This window comes from Oceanobacillus longus (genome assembly GCF_042650085.1).
In the GTDB taxonomy this organism is placed as follows: Bacteria; Bacillota; Bacilli; order Bacillales; family Amphibacillaceae; genus Oceanobacillus; species Oceanobacillus longus.
The window spans coordinates 239,579-256,322 of sequence record NZ_JBHSAO010000006.1 but is presented as its reverse complement, the minus strand read 5'-3'; the positions used below and the strand labels follow the sequence as shown (position 1 = coordinate 256,322).

14 protein-coding genes are annotated in these 16,744 nt (G+C 39.1%); 10 read left to right on the top strand and 4 right to left on the bottom strand.

Annotated elements, in window-relative coordinates; all coding sequences use genetic code 11:
- Positions 1 to 188: 188 nt before the first annotated feature.
- The 7 genes from ACFOUV_RS08910 (at position 189) to ACFOUV_RS08880 (ending at position 7,635) form a co-directional block, all read left to right on the top strand.
- On the top strand, positions 189 to 656 hold the full coding sequence (locus tag ACFOUV_RS08910; RefSeq protein WP_379496407.1) for a flavodoxin domain-containing protein: 468 nt from the start codon (positions 189 to 191) through the stop codon (positions 654 to 656).
- Positions 657 to 771: 115 nt separating this feature from the next.
- Complete coding sequence (locus ACFOUV_RS08905; protein WP_379496406.1) at positions 772 to 1,737, top strand: N-acetylglucosamine kinase; 966 nt, start codon at positions 772 to 774, stop codon at positions 1,735 to 1,737.
- Positions 1,738 to 1,753: 16 nt separating this feature from the next.
- A complete protein-coding gene (locus ACFOUV_RS08900; protein WP_379496405.1) occupies positions 1,754 to 2,608 on the top strand; it encodes a MurR/RpiR family transcriptional regulator in 855 nt (284 codons plus the stop codon).
- Positions 2,609 to 3,333: 725 nt separating this feature from the next.
- Entirely contained in the window at positions 3,334 to 4,239 is a 906-nt protein-coding gene (murQ, locus tag ACFOUV_RS08895) for an N-acetylmuramic acid 6-phosphate etherase (protein WP_379496592.1), read from the top strand.
- A 129-nt stretch (positions 4,240 to 4,368) separates the two neighbouring features.
- Positions 4,369 to 5,676 (top strand): ABC transporter substrate-binding protein, encoded by a 1,308-nt coding sequence (locus ACFOUV_RS08890; protein ID WP_379496591.1) that lies wholly within the window; start codon positions 4,369 to 4,371, stop codon positions 5,674 to 5,676.
- A 187-nt stretch (positions 5,677 to 5,863) separates the two neighbouring features.
- On the top strand, positions 5,864 to 6,757 hold the full coding sequence (locus ACFOUV_RS08885; protein WP_379496404.1) for a carbohydrate ABC transporter permease: 894 nt from the start codon (positions 5,864 to 5,866) through the stop codon (positions 6,755 to 6,757).
- 35 nt (positions 6,758 to 6,792) lie between these two features.
- Complete coding sequence (locus tag ACFOUV_RS08880; RefSeq protein WP_379496403.1) at positions 6,793 to 7,635, top strand: carbohydrate ABC transporter permease; 843 nt, start codon at positions 6,793 to 6,795, stop codon at positions 7,633 to 7,635.
- Between the two features lie 56 nt (positions 7,636 to 7,691).
- Here the strand turns inward: ACFOUV_RS08880 and ACFOUV_RS08875 are convergent, their stop codons facing one another.
- From ACFOUV_RS08875 to ACFOUV_RS08865, 3 genes are read right to left on the bottom strand one after another with little or no spacing between them, the layout of a single operon-like run.
- Positions 7,692 to 8,957, bottom strand: a complete 1,266-nt coding sequence (locus ACFOUV_RS08875; protein ID WP_379496402.1) for an exo-beta-N-acetylmuramidase NamZ family protein — start codon at positions 8,955 to 8,957, stop codon at positions 7,692 to 7,694.
- Positions 8,958 to 8,978: 21 nt separating this feature from the next.
- A complete protein-coding gene (nagZ, locus tag ACFOUV_RS08870) occupies positions 8,979 to 11,051 on the bottom strand; it encodes a beta-N-acetylhexosaminidase (RefSeq protein WP_379496401.1) in 2,073 nt (690 codons plus the stop codon).
- A 20-nt stretch (positions 11,052 to 11,071) separates the two neighbouring features.
- Positions 11,072 to 12,730: a serine hydrolase gene (locus ACFOUV_RS08865; RefSeq protein ID WP_379496400.1), complete on the bottom strand. Its 1,659-nt coding sequence runs from the start codon at positions 12,728 to 12,730 to the stop codon at positions 11,072 to 11,074.
- A 421-nt stretch (positions 12,731 to 13,151) separates the two neighbouring features.
- Between ACFOUV_RS08865 and putP the strand changes: the two genes are divergently transcribed.
- Complete coding sequence (gene putP, locus ACFOUV_RS08860) at positions 13,152 to 14,651, top strand: sodium/proline symporter PutP (protein ID WP_379496399.1); 1,500 nt, start codon at positions 13,152 to 13,154, stop codon at positions 14,649 to 14,651.
- A gap of 17 nt (positions 14,652 to 14,668) precedes the next feature.
- Positions 14,669 to 15,619 (top strand): agmatinase family protein, encoded by a 951-nt coding sequence (locus ACFOUV_RS08855; RefSeq protein WP_379496398.1) that lies wholly within the window; start codon positions 14,669 to 14,671, stop codon positions 15,617 to 15,619.
- Positions 15,620 to 15,771: 152 nt separating this feature from the next.
- Here ACFOUV_RS08855 and ACFOUV_RS08850 read toward each other — a convergent pair whose 3' ends face one another.
- Positions 15,772 to 16,221 carry an SgcJ/EcaC family oxidoreductase gene (locus ACFOUV_RS08850; protein WP_379496397.1) on the bottom strand — a complete coding sequence of 150 codons (450 nt, stop codon included), beginning with the start codon at positions 16,219 to 16,221 and terminating at the stop codon, positions 15,772 to 15,774.
- Positions 16,222 to 16,436: 215 nt separating this feature from the next.
- Here ACFOUV_RS08850 and ACFOUV_RS08845 point away from each other — a divergent pair, with 215 nt between their 5' ends.
- Complete coding sequence (locus tag ACFOUV_RS08845; protein WP_379496396.1) at positions 16,437 to 16,691, top strand: hypothetical protein; 255 nt, start codon at positions 16,437 to 16,439, stop codon at positions 16,689 to 16,691.
- Positions 16,692 to 16,744 lie beyond the last annotated feature (53 nt).

Sequence of the window (16,744 nt, the reverse complement as noted above, 5' to 3'; positions counted from 1 at the left end):
AAGTATTATTTCCGCTTATTTATATATCAGATAATTATATTTCGACAAAATTCGAGGAGTGACAGGCACCTTGCTCAGTTGTACACATTTCGGACATAGTTTTGTGTTAAATTCTTGGGGTTAATTGAAAATGATTATCATTATCGGTAAAATGGAGATAGATAATAATCCTGAGTGGAGGGAAAGCAATGAATAAGGTACTTATACTTTATGCAAGCTCAACTGGTAATACGGAGATGATTGCTGATACTATGGTTTCCTACCTTGAAAGTCATCGCTATGATCTTGTAACGAAATCATTTGAATTTGATACAATCGATGTAGAGGAACTGCTTGATTTTAACTTGGTGTTGATTGGTACGCACTCTGCAGATGATGGACAGATTCCCTTTGAGGCTGAGCATTTCTATGATGAGCTGGATAACATAGATCTTAAAGACAGGTTAATTGGGGTGTTTGGTTCAGGAGAATCGTTTTATGATGTGTTCTGTGAGTCCATTGAAATTATGGGTGATCGATTGGTTCATCTTGGTGCAAAGGTCGTCCCAACTCGGTTGAAAGTGGAACTTGAGCCAGATAAAAAGGATAAGTTGCGATGTGAAGCATTTGTAAAGGAAGCCTGTGCGATGATTGGGGAAACAGTGAAACCCTATTGATTAATCGATCCTCTGTTTATAATTTTAAAATTTAATTTTAAAAAAGGTATTGTTTATCAACATAAAATTATATAGTGTATAAATAAACATAAATAATTGAAAGGAGGTATCCTGGATGGGCTTTGTATTGGGTATTGATGGTGGTGGGACAAAAACGGTCGCTGCAATAGCTGATAGAAATGGGGATATTTTAGCTCAGACAAGAACGGGCTCCACAAACCCGAATGCTACCTCAAAACAGGAGCTTGAGAAAATATTCAGAGGTTTATTCAGTGTTTTGGAAGAACAATTGCCAGATAGCTTTCAAAAGATTACGCATCTGTTCGCTGGTATTGCTGGCGCTGGTAATAAAGCTAACCAGATTTTTTTGAAAGAAATGATTAAACGATTTGTCCCAGCAACTACGTCTGTTGTAGTAGAACCAGATACGATTAACGCCCTTTATTCCGGTACATACGGAAAGCCTGGAATTGTTCAAATATCCGGAACAGGATCCATTACTTACGGAATTGACAGCAGTCTGAAGCATGCTCGTGTCGGCGGCTGGGGTTATCTACTGGGCGATGAGGGGAGTGGCTATGATATAGGACGCCAAGGAATGATGGCAGTGTTAAAGGCTTACGACGGGAGAGGTATCGACACCGACATGAGCCAGAAGATGTTTACCTTTTTTAAAGTAGATAATGGCCAGGATTTGATTCAAAAAATATATACATCACCAAGACCAAAAAATGAAATTTCAGCTCTTTCGAAAATAGTAATTCAATCCTACCACAAACAGGATCCCGTGGCAGAGGGAATCATTGCAAATGTGATTGAGGAAATAACCTGCAGTATTGAAACATTATATAAAAAATTATTTTCTGAACATGATAAAGTGAGAGTAGTATTATGTGGAGGAGTTTTTAGCGAAAAGACTATTTCTGAATTAATAAAGAAGAGCCTAAGTAAAAACCCCCATACAACTGTTGTATTACCTGACATGCCTCCAGTGGGTGGTTCAATAATCGGTGCCTATGTTTTGCAGGGAGAGCTTCCTACGAAGGAAATGATTAAAAATATAAAGGGTACAATCCAATAGATAAGAAGGTGAAGGAATGTCTCATATTAAAGGCGGACTAGTTATTTTAAAAGATATGGTAAACAGCTTGCCACCTTCCGAGAAAAAAATAGCGGAATACATATTGAAAAATCCTGAGGAGTCCATTCTTCTGACAGCCTTAATGCTTGGTGAAAAAAGTAAAACAAGTAGTGCTGCAGTTATCCGTTTGTGTAAATCATTAGGCTTTCGTGGATTTCAAGAGCTTAAGATTAGAGTTGCTGGTGATTTACAGAAGCAGGTTGTAACGGAATATAGGGATATTGAGCCAAATGAGGGTTTTAAAAATATTATTGATAAAGTAACAACTAATACGATCCAAACACTTAAAGAAACTGCAGATATTATGAATGAAAAGGATTTGCAAACGGCTGTAAATGCATTGGAGAATGCACCAGCTATCATCTTTTTTGGTGTTGGTGCTTCCTATATTGCTGCAAAAGATGCCGAACAGAAATTTTTACGAATTAATAAGAATGCATATGCCTTTTCTGATGCGCATATGGCTGCAACTTCCATTGCGAATAAAGGACCGGATGATGTGGTGGTTGGCATTTCTTTTTCAGGGAATACAGAAGAAGTTGCAAGACTATTAAAACTTGCAAAACATAAAAACACAACGACAATTAGTATTACAAAATACGGGAATTCATTGGTGTCTAATTACTCCGATATTCAATTACATACATCTGCTGCAAAGGAAGCAACCATACGAAGTGGTGCAACCTCTTCCCGAATCGCACAACTGCAGGTAATCGATATATTATTTATGTGTTTAGCATCTGTTCAATATGAGGAGACCGTTCGACACTTAGATGAAACGAGAGAAGCTATATCCTTTTTTAAGAAATGAAACGGATATAACTTCTTTTTTTTAAGGGCTTTTAAATTGTTTGGATTGCAGTTACTCGTCCATTTGAAAATGATTGTTGCTTTTAAAGTATTGCGGAGTGGAGATAAAATGCGAACTAACTACTACCTCTATTAGATCCTATCCACAAAGCGACGTAACTTCTGGGTGGTATTCTAAGATGTGTGCTATTGCTGCCGTCCGGGATCGCTACGGGCGGATGCTTTCCGCGGGCACGGCCTCAGCCCCGAAGAGAAAACCGCTCTTCGGGTCTTCGGACACGTGCTGTTCCCGCAGGAGTCACCGCCCTTCGCTCACCCGGACTGGTTATGCTGAATTGCTAATTTAGCTACTCAAAAGTGTCAACCTTCTAACCAGCTCTGGGAAATACACGGAGACTCCAGTGGGAGGAAAGGCATCGGTGAGACACCGAAGTGCGTTAGCGCGAGGAGGCTCACCAGCCGCCCACGGAAAGCGCAGTGTATTTCCCAGAGCGGTCGCCGAAGTTTATCTTACATCGCAGTTTATAGATTTATGGCAATACCTAAGATTTAAAAAAACAGGCCGTTTTGAATTATGAGTGAAATTATATTACTATAAAAAAAAGAAATATTGACAAAATAATTCAGTCGACCTATAATGAAATAAAATTAAGAAAATTAATGTAATTACTATTATTTAATTAATCGTAATTACCGAATCTAATAACAAGGGAGATCCTTATGCGCATGGAATTAACCAATCTCACTACTGAACAGAGAAACCAGAACAGTATGAACCTGGATCAGATGTCTACATTTGAAATGTTGAAGCTAATTAATGAAGAAGACAAGAAGGTGGCCGAAGCTGTTGAAATAGTTCTGCATAAAGTAGAAGTTGCTGTTGAAAGGATAGTTGTTGCTCTTTCCAATGGTGGAAGACTATTCTATGTGGGCGCTGGTACGAGCGGGAGATTAGGAGTAATGGATGCTTCGGAATGTCCCCCTACTTTTATGACCCCAGCAGAAATGATCCAAACGGTTATGGCTGGTGGAAATAATGCATTTTTCCAAGCTGCTGAAGGTTCTGAAGATCATGAAGCACAGGGGAAAGTTGATCTAAAATCAAGGAACCTCACCAAAAAGGATGTGGTCATCGGAATTACTGCCAGTGGAAGAACCCCTTATCCAATCGGTGCCTTGAAATTTGCCCAGAAAATGGGGGCATATGCGATATCTCTCTCATGCAATAAAGATTCATTAATTAGTAGATATGCAGATTGTGAGATTGAAGTGGTTGTAGGGCCAGAAGTATTGACCGGTTCAACAAGAATGAAAGCGGCTACATCGCATAAGATGATTTTGAATATGATTAGCACAACGACAATGGTGAAGCTTGGAAAAGTGTACGAAAATTTAATGGTAGATGTACATGCAAGTAACTATAAATTAAAAGAACGTGCTAAACAAAACATCATTGAAATAACAAATGTTTCCTATGAGATTGCAGAAGAAGTATTAAACCAGACCAATCATGAAGTCAAGCCAGCAATTGTAATGATCAAAGCTGGAGTTACCTTGGAAGAGGCAAAAGAAGCGTTATCTACAAGTAATGGCTATGCAAGAACTGCGATTGAAACATTCAGCAATTATTAAATTCAGAAACTCCATTACTGGGTGAATGCTAGTAATGTGTTTCATATATTTTGCACAAAAATAAAAGGGGGTAATAAGTTGAATAAGTTATTTAAAGTACGTCGTTTTTTACTAATAGCTGTGCTGTTAATGGTAGCACTGATTGCAGCATGTTCTTCAGGTGAAAATGAAGAGGATGATGCAGAGGATGCAACGGAAACAAGTGGAACACCAAGCACTGGCGCTGAAGGGGAAATTTCAGGGGATTTTGAAATACAATATTTTGTAGGTGGATATGGAGATTCATGGTGGAAAGAAGTCATTGCAGATTTTCAGAAAGAATATCCTGATGTAAATGTAATTGAACATGCGGGTCCAAACATTAATGAAGAAATGCGCTCACGCTGGATTGCAAATGATCCGCCTGATGTCGTTTACATTGATGGAGCTGGCTCAAGCGAAACACAAATGGTCGAAGATGGACAATTAATGAATTTGTCAGAATGGGTCGAAGGAATTGAACTAGAAGGCGGCGATAAATTAGTGGATAGCTTTATCGTTCAGCCCGGTAAATTCGACGGGGAAATTTATTCACTGCCTTTAGTATTTGATACATGGGGAACATGGTATGACAAAGCATTATTTGAAGAAAAAGGATATGAAGTACCAACAGACTTTGACAGCTTTATGAGTTCGATGAAGGAGATAAAAGAGGAAGAGGATATTAATCCACTTGTAACGAGTGGTCAACATCCATATTACTTCCTACGTGGAATGCTTTACCCTGCATTTGGTGCAGCCGGTGGGGAAGAACTACTTGCTGATTTAATTACTGGTGCAGAAGGTGCCTGGACAAGTGATGTCGTACTAGAAACGATGAAAAAAGTGGAGAAATTGCAACAAGAAGGAATGTTTGATTCTGGATTGGGTGCATTAAACCATACGCAATCTCAAATGAACTTCCTGTTACAAGAAAATGCATTTATTCCAGTAGGCTTCTGGTTGCCGAATGAAATGGCAAATGATATTCCTGAAGGATTTGACTTTGGATTTATTCCATCGCCAATGCAGGATGCTGGCGAACCATTTGCTATTGTTCCAGATTTACGACCTTTGGCAATCGCTGAAAATGCGAAAAATCCAGAGGCAGCTAAAGCTTTTGTTGAGTTTGCATTTACAAGGGAATATGCAATGTCGTTCTCTGAACATACAGGGGCTATTATGAATATTACGGAAGTAGATTTAACGGAAAATGAAAATGTTCCAGGGTATTTAACAGAAGCGAATGCGATGATTAATGATCCGGATCAAGTTCAAATCTATGAAAAACCGCATCCAATGAGTGCAGATTTGGAAACACCGATTGGTAATGCATTGATGTCCTTGATGCTCGGAAATATGACTGCAGAAGAATTTGTTGAAGAAGCGGAAAAAGCAGCTGCAGAATATCGTAATTAATTAACTATGCTCTCTACGTTGCCGATAGGACGTGGACGATCTCGGTAAAAGATCCGTCAACGAGAAACATCTGCTTCATTTTTATCGGACTATTTGAACAGTCTCTATAAGTCGGTATGGAACATGATGGCATTCAACGTTAGCCATTATGTTCCATACATCTATTTCCAAAAGAAAGAGTGATTGGATGGTACAGTCTAAAAAACAAAAATATACATTTCTGGCCTTTTGCCTTATTCCCACGTTTATCATGTTCGCTATTTTTACGCTTTATCCTTTGTTCAGCGGATTGTACTATTCTTTTTTTGATTGGTCAGGTTCGTCCCAAAACAAAGAATTTATTGGATTCGACAATTACATAAAATTATTCAATGATGCAATAATCCCCAATACGATTATTCATGATTATTTCCTCGTGGTAACCAAAGTTATTGGCATTATGATTTTGGCAATGTTTTTTGCAGTTGCTCTGACTCAACTGAAAATTAAAGAAGCACCATTTTACCGGGTTGTCTTTTTCTTTCCCAATATTATGTCGGTTGTTGTAATTGGGATATTATGGACCTTTATCTATAATCCGAGTATGGGGCTGGTTAATTCAGGATTGGAATTTCTTGGTTTAGAGAATTTGGCCAGACCATGGCTTGGAAGTGAGACATGGGCATTGCCAAGTCTTGTATTACCATCCATTTGGGCGGGGATTGGCTTATTTATGTTAATGCTAATAGGCGGTATTTCTAATATATCCAAAAGCTATTATGAAGCAGCTGAAATCGACGGAGCAAACCAATGGCAACAATTTTGGAAGGTTACCTTGCCACTTGTATGGCCACAAATTAAAATATCCGTTCTTTACATCGTTATTACTACTTTAAATGGTTCTTTTGTTATTGTGCAGGTTATGACTGCCGGTGGGCCAAATAACTCTACACATGTAATGGGTTCCTATCTCTATCAGCAGGCATTCGTACAGTATAACTTTGGTTATGGAGCAACAATTGGAGTTATGATTTTAGTCATTTCGCTAATTACCGTATTAATTTTACAATTCTTGATGCGCAGGGATAAAGTTGAATACTAGAATCATAAAGTGGAAAAGGTAAAGGAGGAACAAAAGTGAAACGTAGTGTGGGTCAAATTTTAGGTAAGACAGGGATACGTATCCCTTTAATTTTATGGTCAATAGCCGTGTTATACCCAATATTTTGGATGTTCCTCGGTTCATTTAAATCAAATGCAGAAATATACAGAAATCCATGGGGGTTTCCTGAAAACTTTAGCTGGCAAAACTTTGCAGATGCTTGGACGAACTATAATATCGATACAAGTGTGTTTAATAGTTTAATTGTAACGGTAGTAGGTTCACTTTTAACATTGTTCCTTGCTGTCCCTACGGCATATGCGATTGAGCGAATAAATTTCCGGGGGAGTAAATTCTTATTTACGTTATATGTATCAGCGATGATGATTCCAATGGTATTGGGTTGGATACCGTTATTCTTTCTACTATCGGATATAGGTTTATTAGATAATATTTATGGATTGGCTATTGTATATGCAGTCAGCCAGTTGCCTTTTACCATATTTGTTTTAACAAGCTTTATAAGTACGATTCCAAAGTCACTTGAAGAAGCTGCAGCAATTGACGGTCTCTCGCCTTATGGTGTTCTCTGGAAAGTGATTACACCATTAACAATGTCGGGAATAATTACGGTAACAATTATGAATGCGATTCAGTTTTGGAATGAGTATTTTATGGCATTGATCTTTCTACAATCCAGTGAGAATTATACATTGGCATTGGCAATCGACTTTATTAGTAGTGAAGCACAATATACAAATGCTTGGGGTACATTATTTGCCAGTCTCGTAATTGCTATCCTTCCAGTTATTGTTCTTTATGCGATTTTCCAACGGAGGATTTCACAAGGTATGACAGAAGGGGCGATAAAAGGGTAGATACAAAAAGGAAAAGACATCCAGCTTACTGGATGTCTTTTTATCTAGTCATCTATTCAATAAATAAGGTAGTCTTTACGAACCTGCTTAAACTCTTTCAATTCATCTTTCCATTCTTTTTCCATATCTTTAACAGACTCGCCGTTTTCGATTGCTTCACGGATCCAACCATTACCAATTAAATTATCAAAGAAGGAAATACCTGCGCTGTTTTCAGCGCGGAATTCAAAGTCTTCTGGGTACATATCATGCAGTGTTTTTACGATATGCAGACCAGTTTCAACCGGTTTATAAGATTTCTTGTTCTTGATATGAATTTGCACACCATGACTAAGTGTTCCAGCATGTTTGGAAATGGAAGGTGTGAAGGATGCTGCTCGGAAAGCAACTCCAGGTAGTTCCAGTTCATTTAAAGCAGCTGCAAATTCAGTGCTGTTTACAAATGGAGCACCAATCAATTCGAATGGTTTCGTTGTACCACGACCTTCAGATAGGTTTGTGCCTTCAATTAATGCTGCACCAGGGTATACGAGTGCTGTATCAAGTGTTGGCATGTTCGGCGACGGGAGAACAAATTCTAAGTTTGTATCATCATAATACATATTCCGTTTCCAGCCATCCATTTCAACAACGGTTAAATCTGCACCAATTTCAAATTCTTCATTAAAAAGTTTTGCGAGTTCTCCGACTGTCATCCCGTGACGCAAAGGGATCGGATAATTACCAACAAAGGATGCATATTCCGTTTCAAGAACTGGTCCTTCGACTTTATGGCCACCTAATGGGTTTGGACGGTCAAGTACGATAAATTCAATGTTATTTTCCTGTGCTGCCTCCATGGCATATGCCATCGTATAAATATACGTATAGAAGCGTGTTCCTACGTCCTGGATATCAAATAGCAATACATCAACATTTTCCAGCATTTCTGGTGTGGGTTTTCTAGTCTGTCCATATAAGCTGTAGACTGGTAATCCTGTAGTCTCATCAATATAAAACTCCACATATTCTCCAGCTTGAGCATCACCACGTACCCCATGTTCCGGTCCATACAATGCGGTTAATTCAACATCCGGATCATTGTGCAGTAAATCTACAATACTATTTAGCTCCTGATCTACCCCGGTTGGATTGGTAATTAATCCGACCCGTTTTCCTTCAATCAGCTCCTTTTGTTCTTCAAGCAGCACTTCAACACCAAGTTCTAATTCATTTTGTTTGTCTTTCCCTTTACCATTGTTGTTGCCCTTATCTGCGAATACCGCAGATAGGGAGCTTAAAGCCAGGACAACTGTCAAAACCATAATCAAAGATTTTTTCATTTTTTTACACACTCCTTATTATTAGTAGGATAGTCCAAAGCCAAATTCAAATAGTGAATCGCCATTTTGATCGGGAATGGTTACTGGCAGCGTTCCAGTTGGATTGTTTTCGCCAAAAAGGGTTGCTGCTGTTGCCTGGAAGCTTGCAGGCCTGAATCCGTATTGTGCTAAATAACCATCAATTGCAGGAAATGCCATAATATCGTATGGATTACGGATGCCGACGCCGACAATCGGTGCTTCCACATGTTCAATAAGTTGGTTGATCAATTGCATTTGTGCACTGTCTGGTGAACGGCCGCTTACATTATAGGTGTACGATCCAACAACAACTGCAGTAGCATCCTCAAGTTGGGCTAGTTGGTCCTCATCGAGCGGCCCAGATGCTATAAAGAGGTCTGTATTCGTATGGTACGCATTGACTGCATCGTGCAGGCTATTGATAAACGTATTACCTATGACAACGATTTTTTCATCTTCAGATAAAGTGAATGGAAGCACATTATTATTTTTAATAAGGGTAATTGATTGGTTGGCAGCGTCTGCTTCTACTTGTTTATGTTCATCCGAACCAACAATCGCTTCAGCATTTGCTATTATTTCTTCAATAGGGAGGGAGTTCTCAGATTTGATAATTCCCCGTTCCATTTTTAATGTTAGAATTCTTTCAACGGATTCCTCAATACGTTCTTCTGTTATCTCTCCTGTTTCAACTGCTTCTACCAAGCCATCTGCTACTTCCTCAAGACCAACAGGCATTAATATAATATCTGTTCCGGCTTTTACAGAACGGATGACGGCATCAACGGATCCGAAATGTTCTGCGATCGCAGCCATGTTCAAAGCATCGGTAATAATCACACCGTCATATCCCATTTCTTCACGCATCAAACCGGTTAATACTTTGTAGGAAAGGGTAGCAGGCAAAGATATTTCCGTACCATCTTTTTGAGAGATTACTTTCGTATCATCTATTTTAGGGAAAGTAACATGTGCCGTCATGACTGCATCAATGCCTTCTTTCATTGCCTGTTGAAAAGGGAAGAGTTCTACTTCCAATAAACGTTCTTTATCATGTGGAACCTCAGGCAGTCCAAGATGTGAATCAACAGCGGTATCACCGTGTCCTGGAAAATGCTTAGCAGTTGCTGCAACCCCTGTGCTTTGCAAACCTTGAATATATGCTGTTCCCATTTCTGCAACCAGTTCAGGTGATTCTCCGAACGAACGTACACCGATTACCGGATTATCAGGATTATTATTTACATCCAATACTGGAGCGAGGTTCATATTAATTCCTAAAGCTTGTAGTTCTTTACCAATCACTTGTCCTACATTTTCTGCGGTTTCAGCAGAACGGGTTGCGCCAAGTGCCATATTACCGGGCATATGTGTACCTGATTGCAATCGGGTAACAATCCCACCTTCCTGGTCAATCGTCAGCAACAATCCATATTTTTCACTTGCTTCTTGATAATTTGCTACCAAGCGGGCTGTCTGTTCTGTAGTGACAACATTCTCAGCGAATAAAATGACTCCGCCAAGATGGTATTCCTTTACTAGCTGTTCGATTTCGGGGAGCATTTCAGTTACATTTTCCCCGTCCCAGTTTCTAAAATCCGGCATAAGCATTTGACCTATTTTTTCATTTAGTGTCATTCCTTTGATTGCATTTTCGATTACATCGTAGCGATTTCCTTTTTCTTTCATAACAAGCTCCTCGGATTGTTTCTTGTGCACGGCGATTCGATCTGTTGAATTACCATCTGTGACTGTGATGAAGGAACGGCCGTTTTGCCCAGTGAATGTAACAACACCATTCTGATCCACCGTAGCAACATTCTTATTTTTCGAAGCCCATGTTAAATCCTCAGAATTCATTTTAAAATGACCATCTTCATAGATATTCAGTACATTTAAATCGATTTGTTTATCCTCAACGGTTATAGCAGCTTCTGGAACGTTTTGGAATATGATTAAATCATGGATTTTACCCTCTGCAGCAATAACTTTACTACCTGAAAAGGTGAATGTGCTTAACATAAGCACAATTATAGTGACAAAAATAAATGGAGCGTTGCGAAAAAATTTCATGATACTCCTCCTCTAATTCATTAATAATTACGTTCGACCCATCCATCGCTTACCACTTCAAAAGGTATATTTTCTTCTAAAGAATCGGTGAGTTTCAGATTGCTTATATACCAGCCACGTTCATTTCCACCTCCATCGGTAGCGTAACGAAACCGGATTTGGGTCGTATTTGCAGGAATTTCAATTTGTTCATGAAGCCAGTTCTCACTGCTTCCGGAATAAGCATCTTTAACAGTATTCCAATGATCACCATCACTTGATACTTCGATATATCCAAAATCCCAATAATTTTCAATTCTGTACCACGTATCATAGGACAGTGTCGCATCGTCCTTTACATTTACTTCGACTGTTAAATTGCGATTTTCCAAATGATCACCATGTCCGGCGTACCATGCGTCTTCCCCATTTGGAGTAGCAACGGGAATTGCATTTGCAACGAGTCTTGAAAGCTGTTTTCTGGCAGTGTTTGTTGATACGGTATCACGTGTAGGGTGGACGCGATTTGTCAAAAGAATTGCAATCGTATCGTTTTCCATGTTAATGACAAGTGATGTTCCTGTATAACCGGTATGCCCAATTGATGCAGGTCCGGAAAGCCCGTCCATGTACCATGCCTGTGAAATCTCCCATCCTAATCCATGATCATTACCAGGAAACGCAGGGATTTGATTTTCAACTAATAACTCTACTGTTTCCGGATTAAGAATTTGTTTTCCGCCATAACGTCCATCATTGATAAACATATGTGCAAGTTTACCTAGATCCTCTGCAGTTGAAAATACGCCTGCATGTCCTGCCACGCCATCCAAGGACCAAGCACTTTCATCATGTACTTCACCCCAGACAAGGCCCCTGTTAATCCCGGGTTGGTACTCTGTTGCAGCAACACGATGCTTTAATGATTCCGGTGGGTTATACATCGTATCATTCATTTTTAGTGGCTTTGTTATGTTCTTATAAACAAATTCATCCAGACGCTGGCCTGATAAACGTTCAATAAGAGCTCCTAAGGTTATCATGTTTAAATCACTGTAGGTGTATGTAGATCCTGGTGTGTTATTAAGTGGGTACTGATAAACATATTGCAGTCTATCTTCGCGATTGTCTCCAATCGTATAAAGCGGAATCCATGGGGTAAATCCTGATGTATGGGTCATAAGTTGTTTAATCGTTACATTTTCTTTACCATTCCCAGCAAATTCTGGAATGTAATCAGCAACAGGGTCGTCAAGTTCAAAAAGACCTTGTTCATACAAAACCATAGCTGCTGTTGAAGTGAAAATTTTACTGATGGAGGCTAGATCAAAGATGGTATCTTGACTCATTTTAATCGGTTGGTCGGTTGTATTACCAGTGTCATCTTCATATAGGTATGCATGTCCATATGCCTCCTGTTGGACAATATGACCTTTCCTTGCAACAAATGTGACAGCGCCAGGAAATGCGCCACTTTCAATTGCTGATTCCATATAAGGCCCGATTTCCAATAAAGGGCCCTCCATCATACCAGCTCCATTAACGGAACCTGGATGCAAGACGGGTGATGTAGCTCCAGGATCTCCCCAAGTAAAGCGGGGCTTAGAATCTTTTTTTGCCTGTACAGGCTCACTTGTGGTAATAATAATCAAGAAGACTAGTAATCCAGTAATAACGATACAGATAAAACGTTTTTGCATAGTTTTCCTCCTTTTATTTATTCATAGAATTCACATTATTTATTAAATTCTATTTTAATTATAGCACGCTATTAAAATTGTCCATCACACAAACTAACTATATTGTGAAATAATATTTTAAAAAGATAGTGTAAAGGAACCAGGTAAAATAGATTAATAGATTGGACAATAGCGAATGTCTAGTCATAATAGCCAATCGAATTACATAGTTCTAAACTATGCAACAATATTTTAAATTTTCCGGTTTAATATTATTCTGTATGGGAAAAGGAAAAAAGTAGCGTATAAAAAATAGGAGGGGGCTTACTATGGAGGAATTTATGCTTGATGGCTGGACATTGTTTTGGTTTGCCGTACCGATGCCATTATTGGTCGTATGGGCGATCATTACTTTCTTTACGGACAAGGGGAGTGATGACGTATGAATCCAACACTTATAACATTTGTCGCATATCTAGCAGTTATGATCACCATCGGAATTATTACATACAGAATGACAAACACATTATCAGATTATGTTCTCGGTGGTCGAAAATTAAATAGTTGGGTAACGGCATTTTCAGCATCAGCCAGTGATTTCAGCGGTTGGCTACTTATCGGTTTACCCGGTGCAGCATATGCAGCAGGACTTGGACAGTGGAGTTTGTGGATTGCCATTGGTTTGGCATTTGGTGCGATGATTAACTGGCAGTATGTAGCAAAGCGATTAAGAATTTATACCGAGTATACAAATGATTCCATTACATTACCGCAGTTTTTCGAAAACCGTTTTCGAGATAATTCCCATTTATTAAGAGTGATCTCCGCATTATTTATTTTAGCATTTTTTCTTTTTTATACCGCATCAGGTCTTGTGGCTGGTGCGAAGTTATTCCAAGGAACATTCGATATTGATTATCATATAGCACTAGTCGTTGGAGCAATTATAATTGTAGCGTATACCTTCTTGGGTGGATTCCTCGCAGTTAGTTATACAGATTTCATTCAAGGTGTATTAATGTCAGCAGCCTTATTATTTACTGCCATTTATGGATTGATTCAAATTGGTGGATTTGGGGAATTGTTTAGTCAATTGGGTTCTATCAACAGTAGTTTAATAGATGCATTTGCTGCTACATCTTATGATGAAGCAGGGGGAGTTCTATGGGAATCTGCCGGAGCAATTGGAGCGGTCGGTATTATTTCAGCTCTTGCCTGGGGACTTGGTTATTTTGGACAGCCACATATTTTAGCAAGGTTTATGGCGATTCGTTCTCATAAAGAAGTCAGGAAAGCGCGTTTAATAAGTGTTTCTCTGGGACTTGTTATTCCATTGTATGGAGCTTTAATTGTAGGGATGCTTGGGATTGTAACATTTGATCAGCCATTAGCTGACTCGGAGCAGGTATTCATTCAACTCGTACAGGTAGTTTATAATCCTTGGGTTGCAGGCTTTTTACTTGCAGCAGTATTAGCAGCAATTATGAGTACGGTTGATTCCCAGTTGCTCGTGTCATCGAGTGCTTTATCAGAAGACTTTTACCGAAGATATTTGCGTAAAAAGGCAAGTGATAAAGAACTTGTATGGGTCGGTAGAATCTCGGTACTCGTTATTGCGATTATCGCATTGATACTTGCATGGAATGAGAGCAGTTCCGTACTTGATCTTGTATCCTATGCATGGGCAGGTTTTGGGGCAACATTCGGGCCAGCAATCTTGTTTTCCTTATTTTGGCGGAAAACAACGCGTAATGGAGTTTTGGCTGGGATTATTGTTGGTGGAATTACGATATTCCTATGGCCGCTAACAGGTTCGGATTTATATGAAATGGTACCAGGATTTATTTTATCAAGTATAGCAATTATTGTATTTAGTCTTATAGGAAAGGGACCTACAAAAGAAATGCAAGAAGAGTTTGATAAAGTTGCAGGAGTCAAATAATATAGGAGTGAAAGTTTATGACGGAAAAATTATATGGCAATACACCTTGTTATTTAGGCGGAAAGAAAGTCTGCCTAAAAGATACTAGTTATCATGATAGAGATGTACTCGTATATGGCGTACCGTGGGAAGGGGCGGTAACATGGGGGGATTATACTGGTTGTGAGCTTGGGCCAAAGGTTATCCGCTTGAATTCCGCTCGATATTCCGGCTATTTACCTGAATTAGATCACATGGATGTTTTGAGTCATTATAAGATTGGTGATTTGGGAGATGTGGACGTCGTTCCAGCTGATACACTGGAAACGATGACTCGTATTGAAAATTTCGCAACCGATGTATGGAAAACGGGCAAATTTCCTGTCGCCTTTGGTGGAGATCATGGGATTACCTTTCCAATCGTAAAAGCATTAAGTGAGGAAGTAAAAGGAAAAGTAGGCATCCTACATTTGGATGCCCATTACGATAATCATCCGGATTATGAAGGTGACCTCTATGCACGCAGTACACCTTTCCACCGAATATATGAAAGTGAAAGCGTGCGTAATGAAAGTATTGTGCATATGGGGATTCACGGGCCTCGCAATCAGCCGGAGACTGGGAAGTATGCGGATGAAGTTGGTGCTACAACGATATCTGTCAGGGAAATAAGAAAGGCTGGAACGGATCTTACAGAATTGGCACGAAAGGCCTATTCGATTGCAAGTGAAGGAACAGAAGCAGTTTATTTAAGTATTTGCAGTGATGTTTTGGATTTCGCCTTCAATCCTGGGGGGCCGGTTGATGGAAATGGCCTCACTTCCTATGAATTATTGGAACTCATTCATGAATTTGCGAAACTCGGTATTCGTGGCATGGACTATGTGGAAGTTTATCCACAGCAGGACACAAATGATAACTCATCCCATTTTGTCACCTATGCTGTGCTTTATGCTCTCGCTGGTAATATTCTCAAGGAAAATAAATAATAGTATGCTGCTCCTCTTGTTTGGGGCGGCGCTTTTTTGTGCTTGAACCAAGATGGGGAAATCCCTGCTTGATGTGCTGAGTCGCTCCCTTTAGAATATGCAATTAAGTTTGTACTTAATTGAAAAGAAGAGGAGTAAACATTTTCATGTTTTTAGTTAAAGTAACTCTCTAGTTCAGTTGTCATTTCTTCTACAAGCTCTGGTCTTCCATGAAACTGTGCAGGCGTATTCTGAAAAAGTTTCACACGCCAGTTTCCATTCTTATGAACCGCAACCATTGTTTGGTGGGCATTTACCTCCGAGTTGATATCCGATTGGCCAGGGGGTACCATTCCGGCAATCGCACGTAATATAGCTGTATCGTTATTTAACAAACTTATCTCTTTTATTTTTGTTACAAACGGTGCGGTAGGGTGGTCTCTAAATATTGGAGCAATATGTGAAAAGATCTCCTCACGCCCATCTGCTACGCTGCCATCAAAACCGATTTGTACACCGTCTTCTGTAAATACATCAGCCATATCATGGGCTTGGCGATTATTCCACGAAATAATAAGTTGTTGATATAGGCCAATAATTTGATTTTCTATAAGCTTGTCCATTATAAACCGCTCCTTTGCATGTATATTTATATAGGATATCATAAATGAATTGTCAGTAAGAAAATATTAGCTTTGAAGACTATAATAGGGCAGTTTTTAACTGTTTTTTCTGAAATACAGATAATATGACCTATACCTTAATATTGAATTCATACTAATTACACTTGTGAATGAATGCACGATTGAAATAAAATAAAGTCATAGGGGGGGACGATTTGACTCAGGAAATTATTGACGAGTTGTTGGAATCCATCACATTATTACTCGATGATGTCAAAGATGTTCAAGAAAATAGCTATCATATGGATGAATTAATAAATCAGTTGGAAACACGAGTTAATGATGTGGAGATAAATATCCATGGTTTGGAAAAAAATGCACAGAGCCTTAACGATAGGCTGTCTCAGGTCTTGGATTGTATCATGAGCAGAGCTAAAGAAGAGATAGCAGTCTATAAAGCAATCAGCTAAGCGTGCTAAGGCAGGCTTATTTTTTTTGTTCATATTTACTTTTAACTATCCAC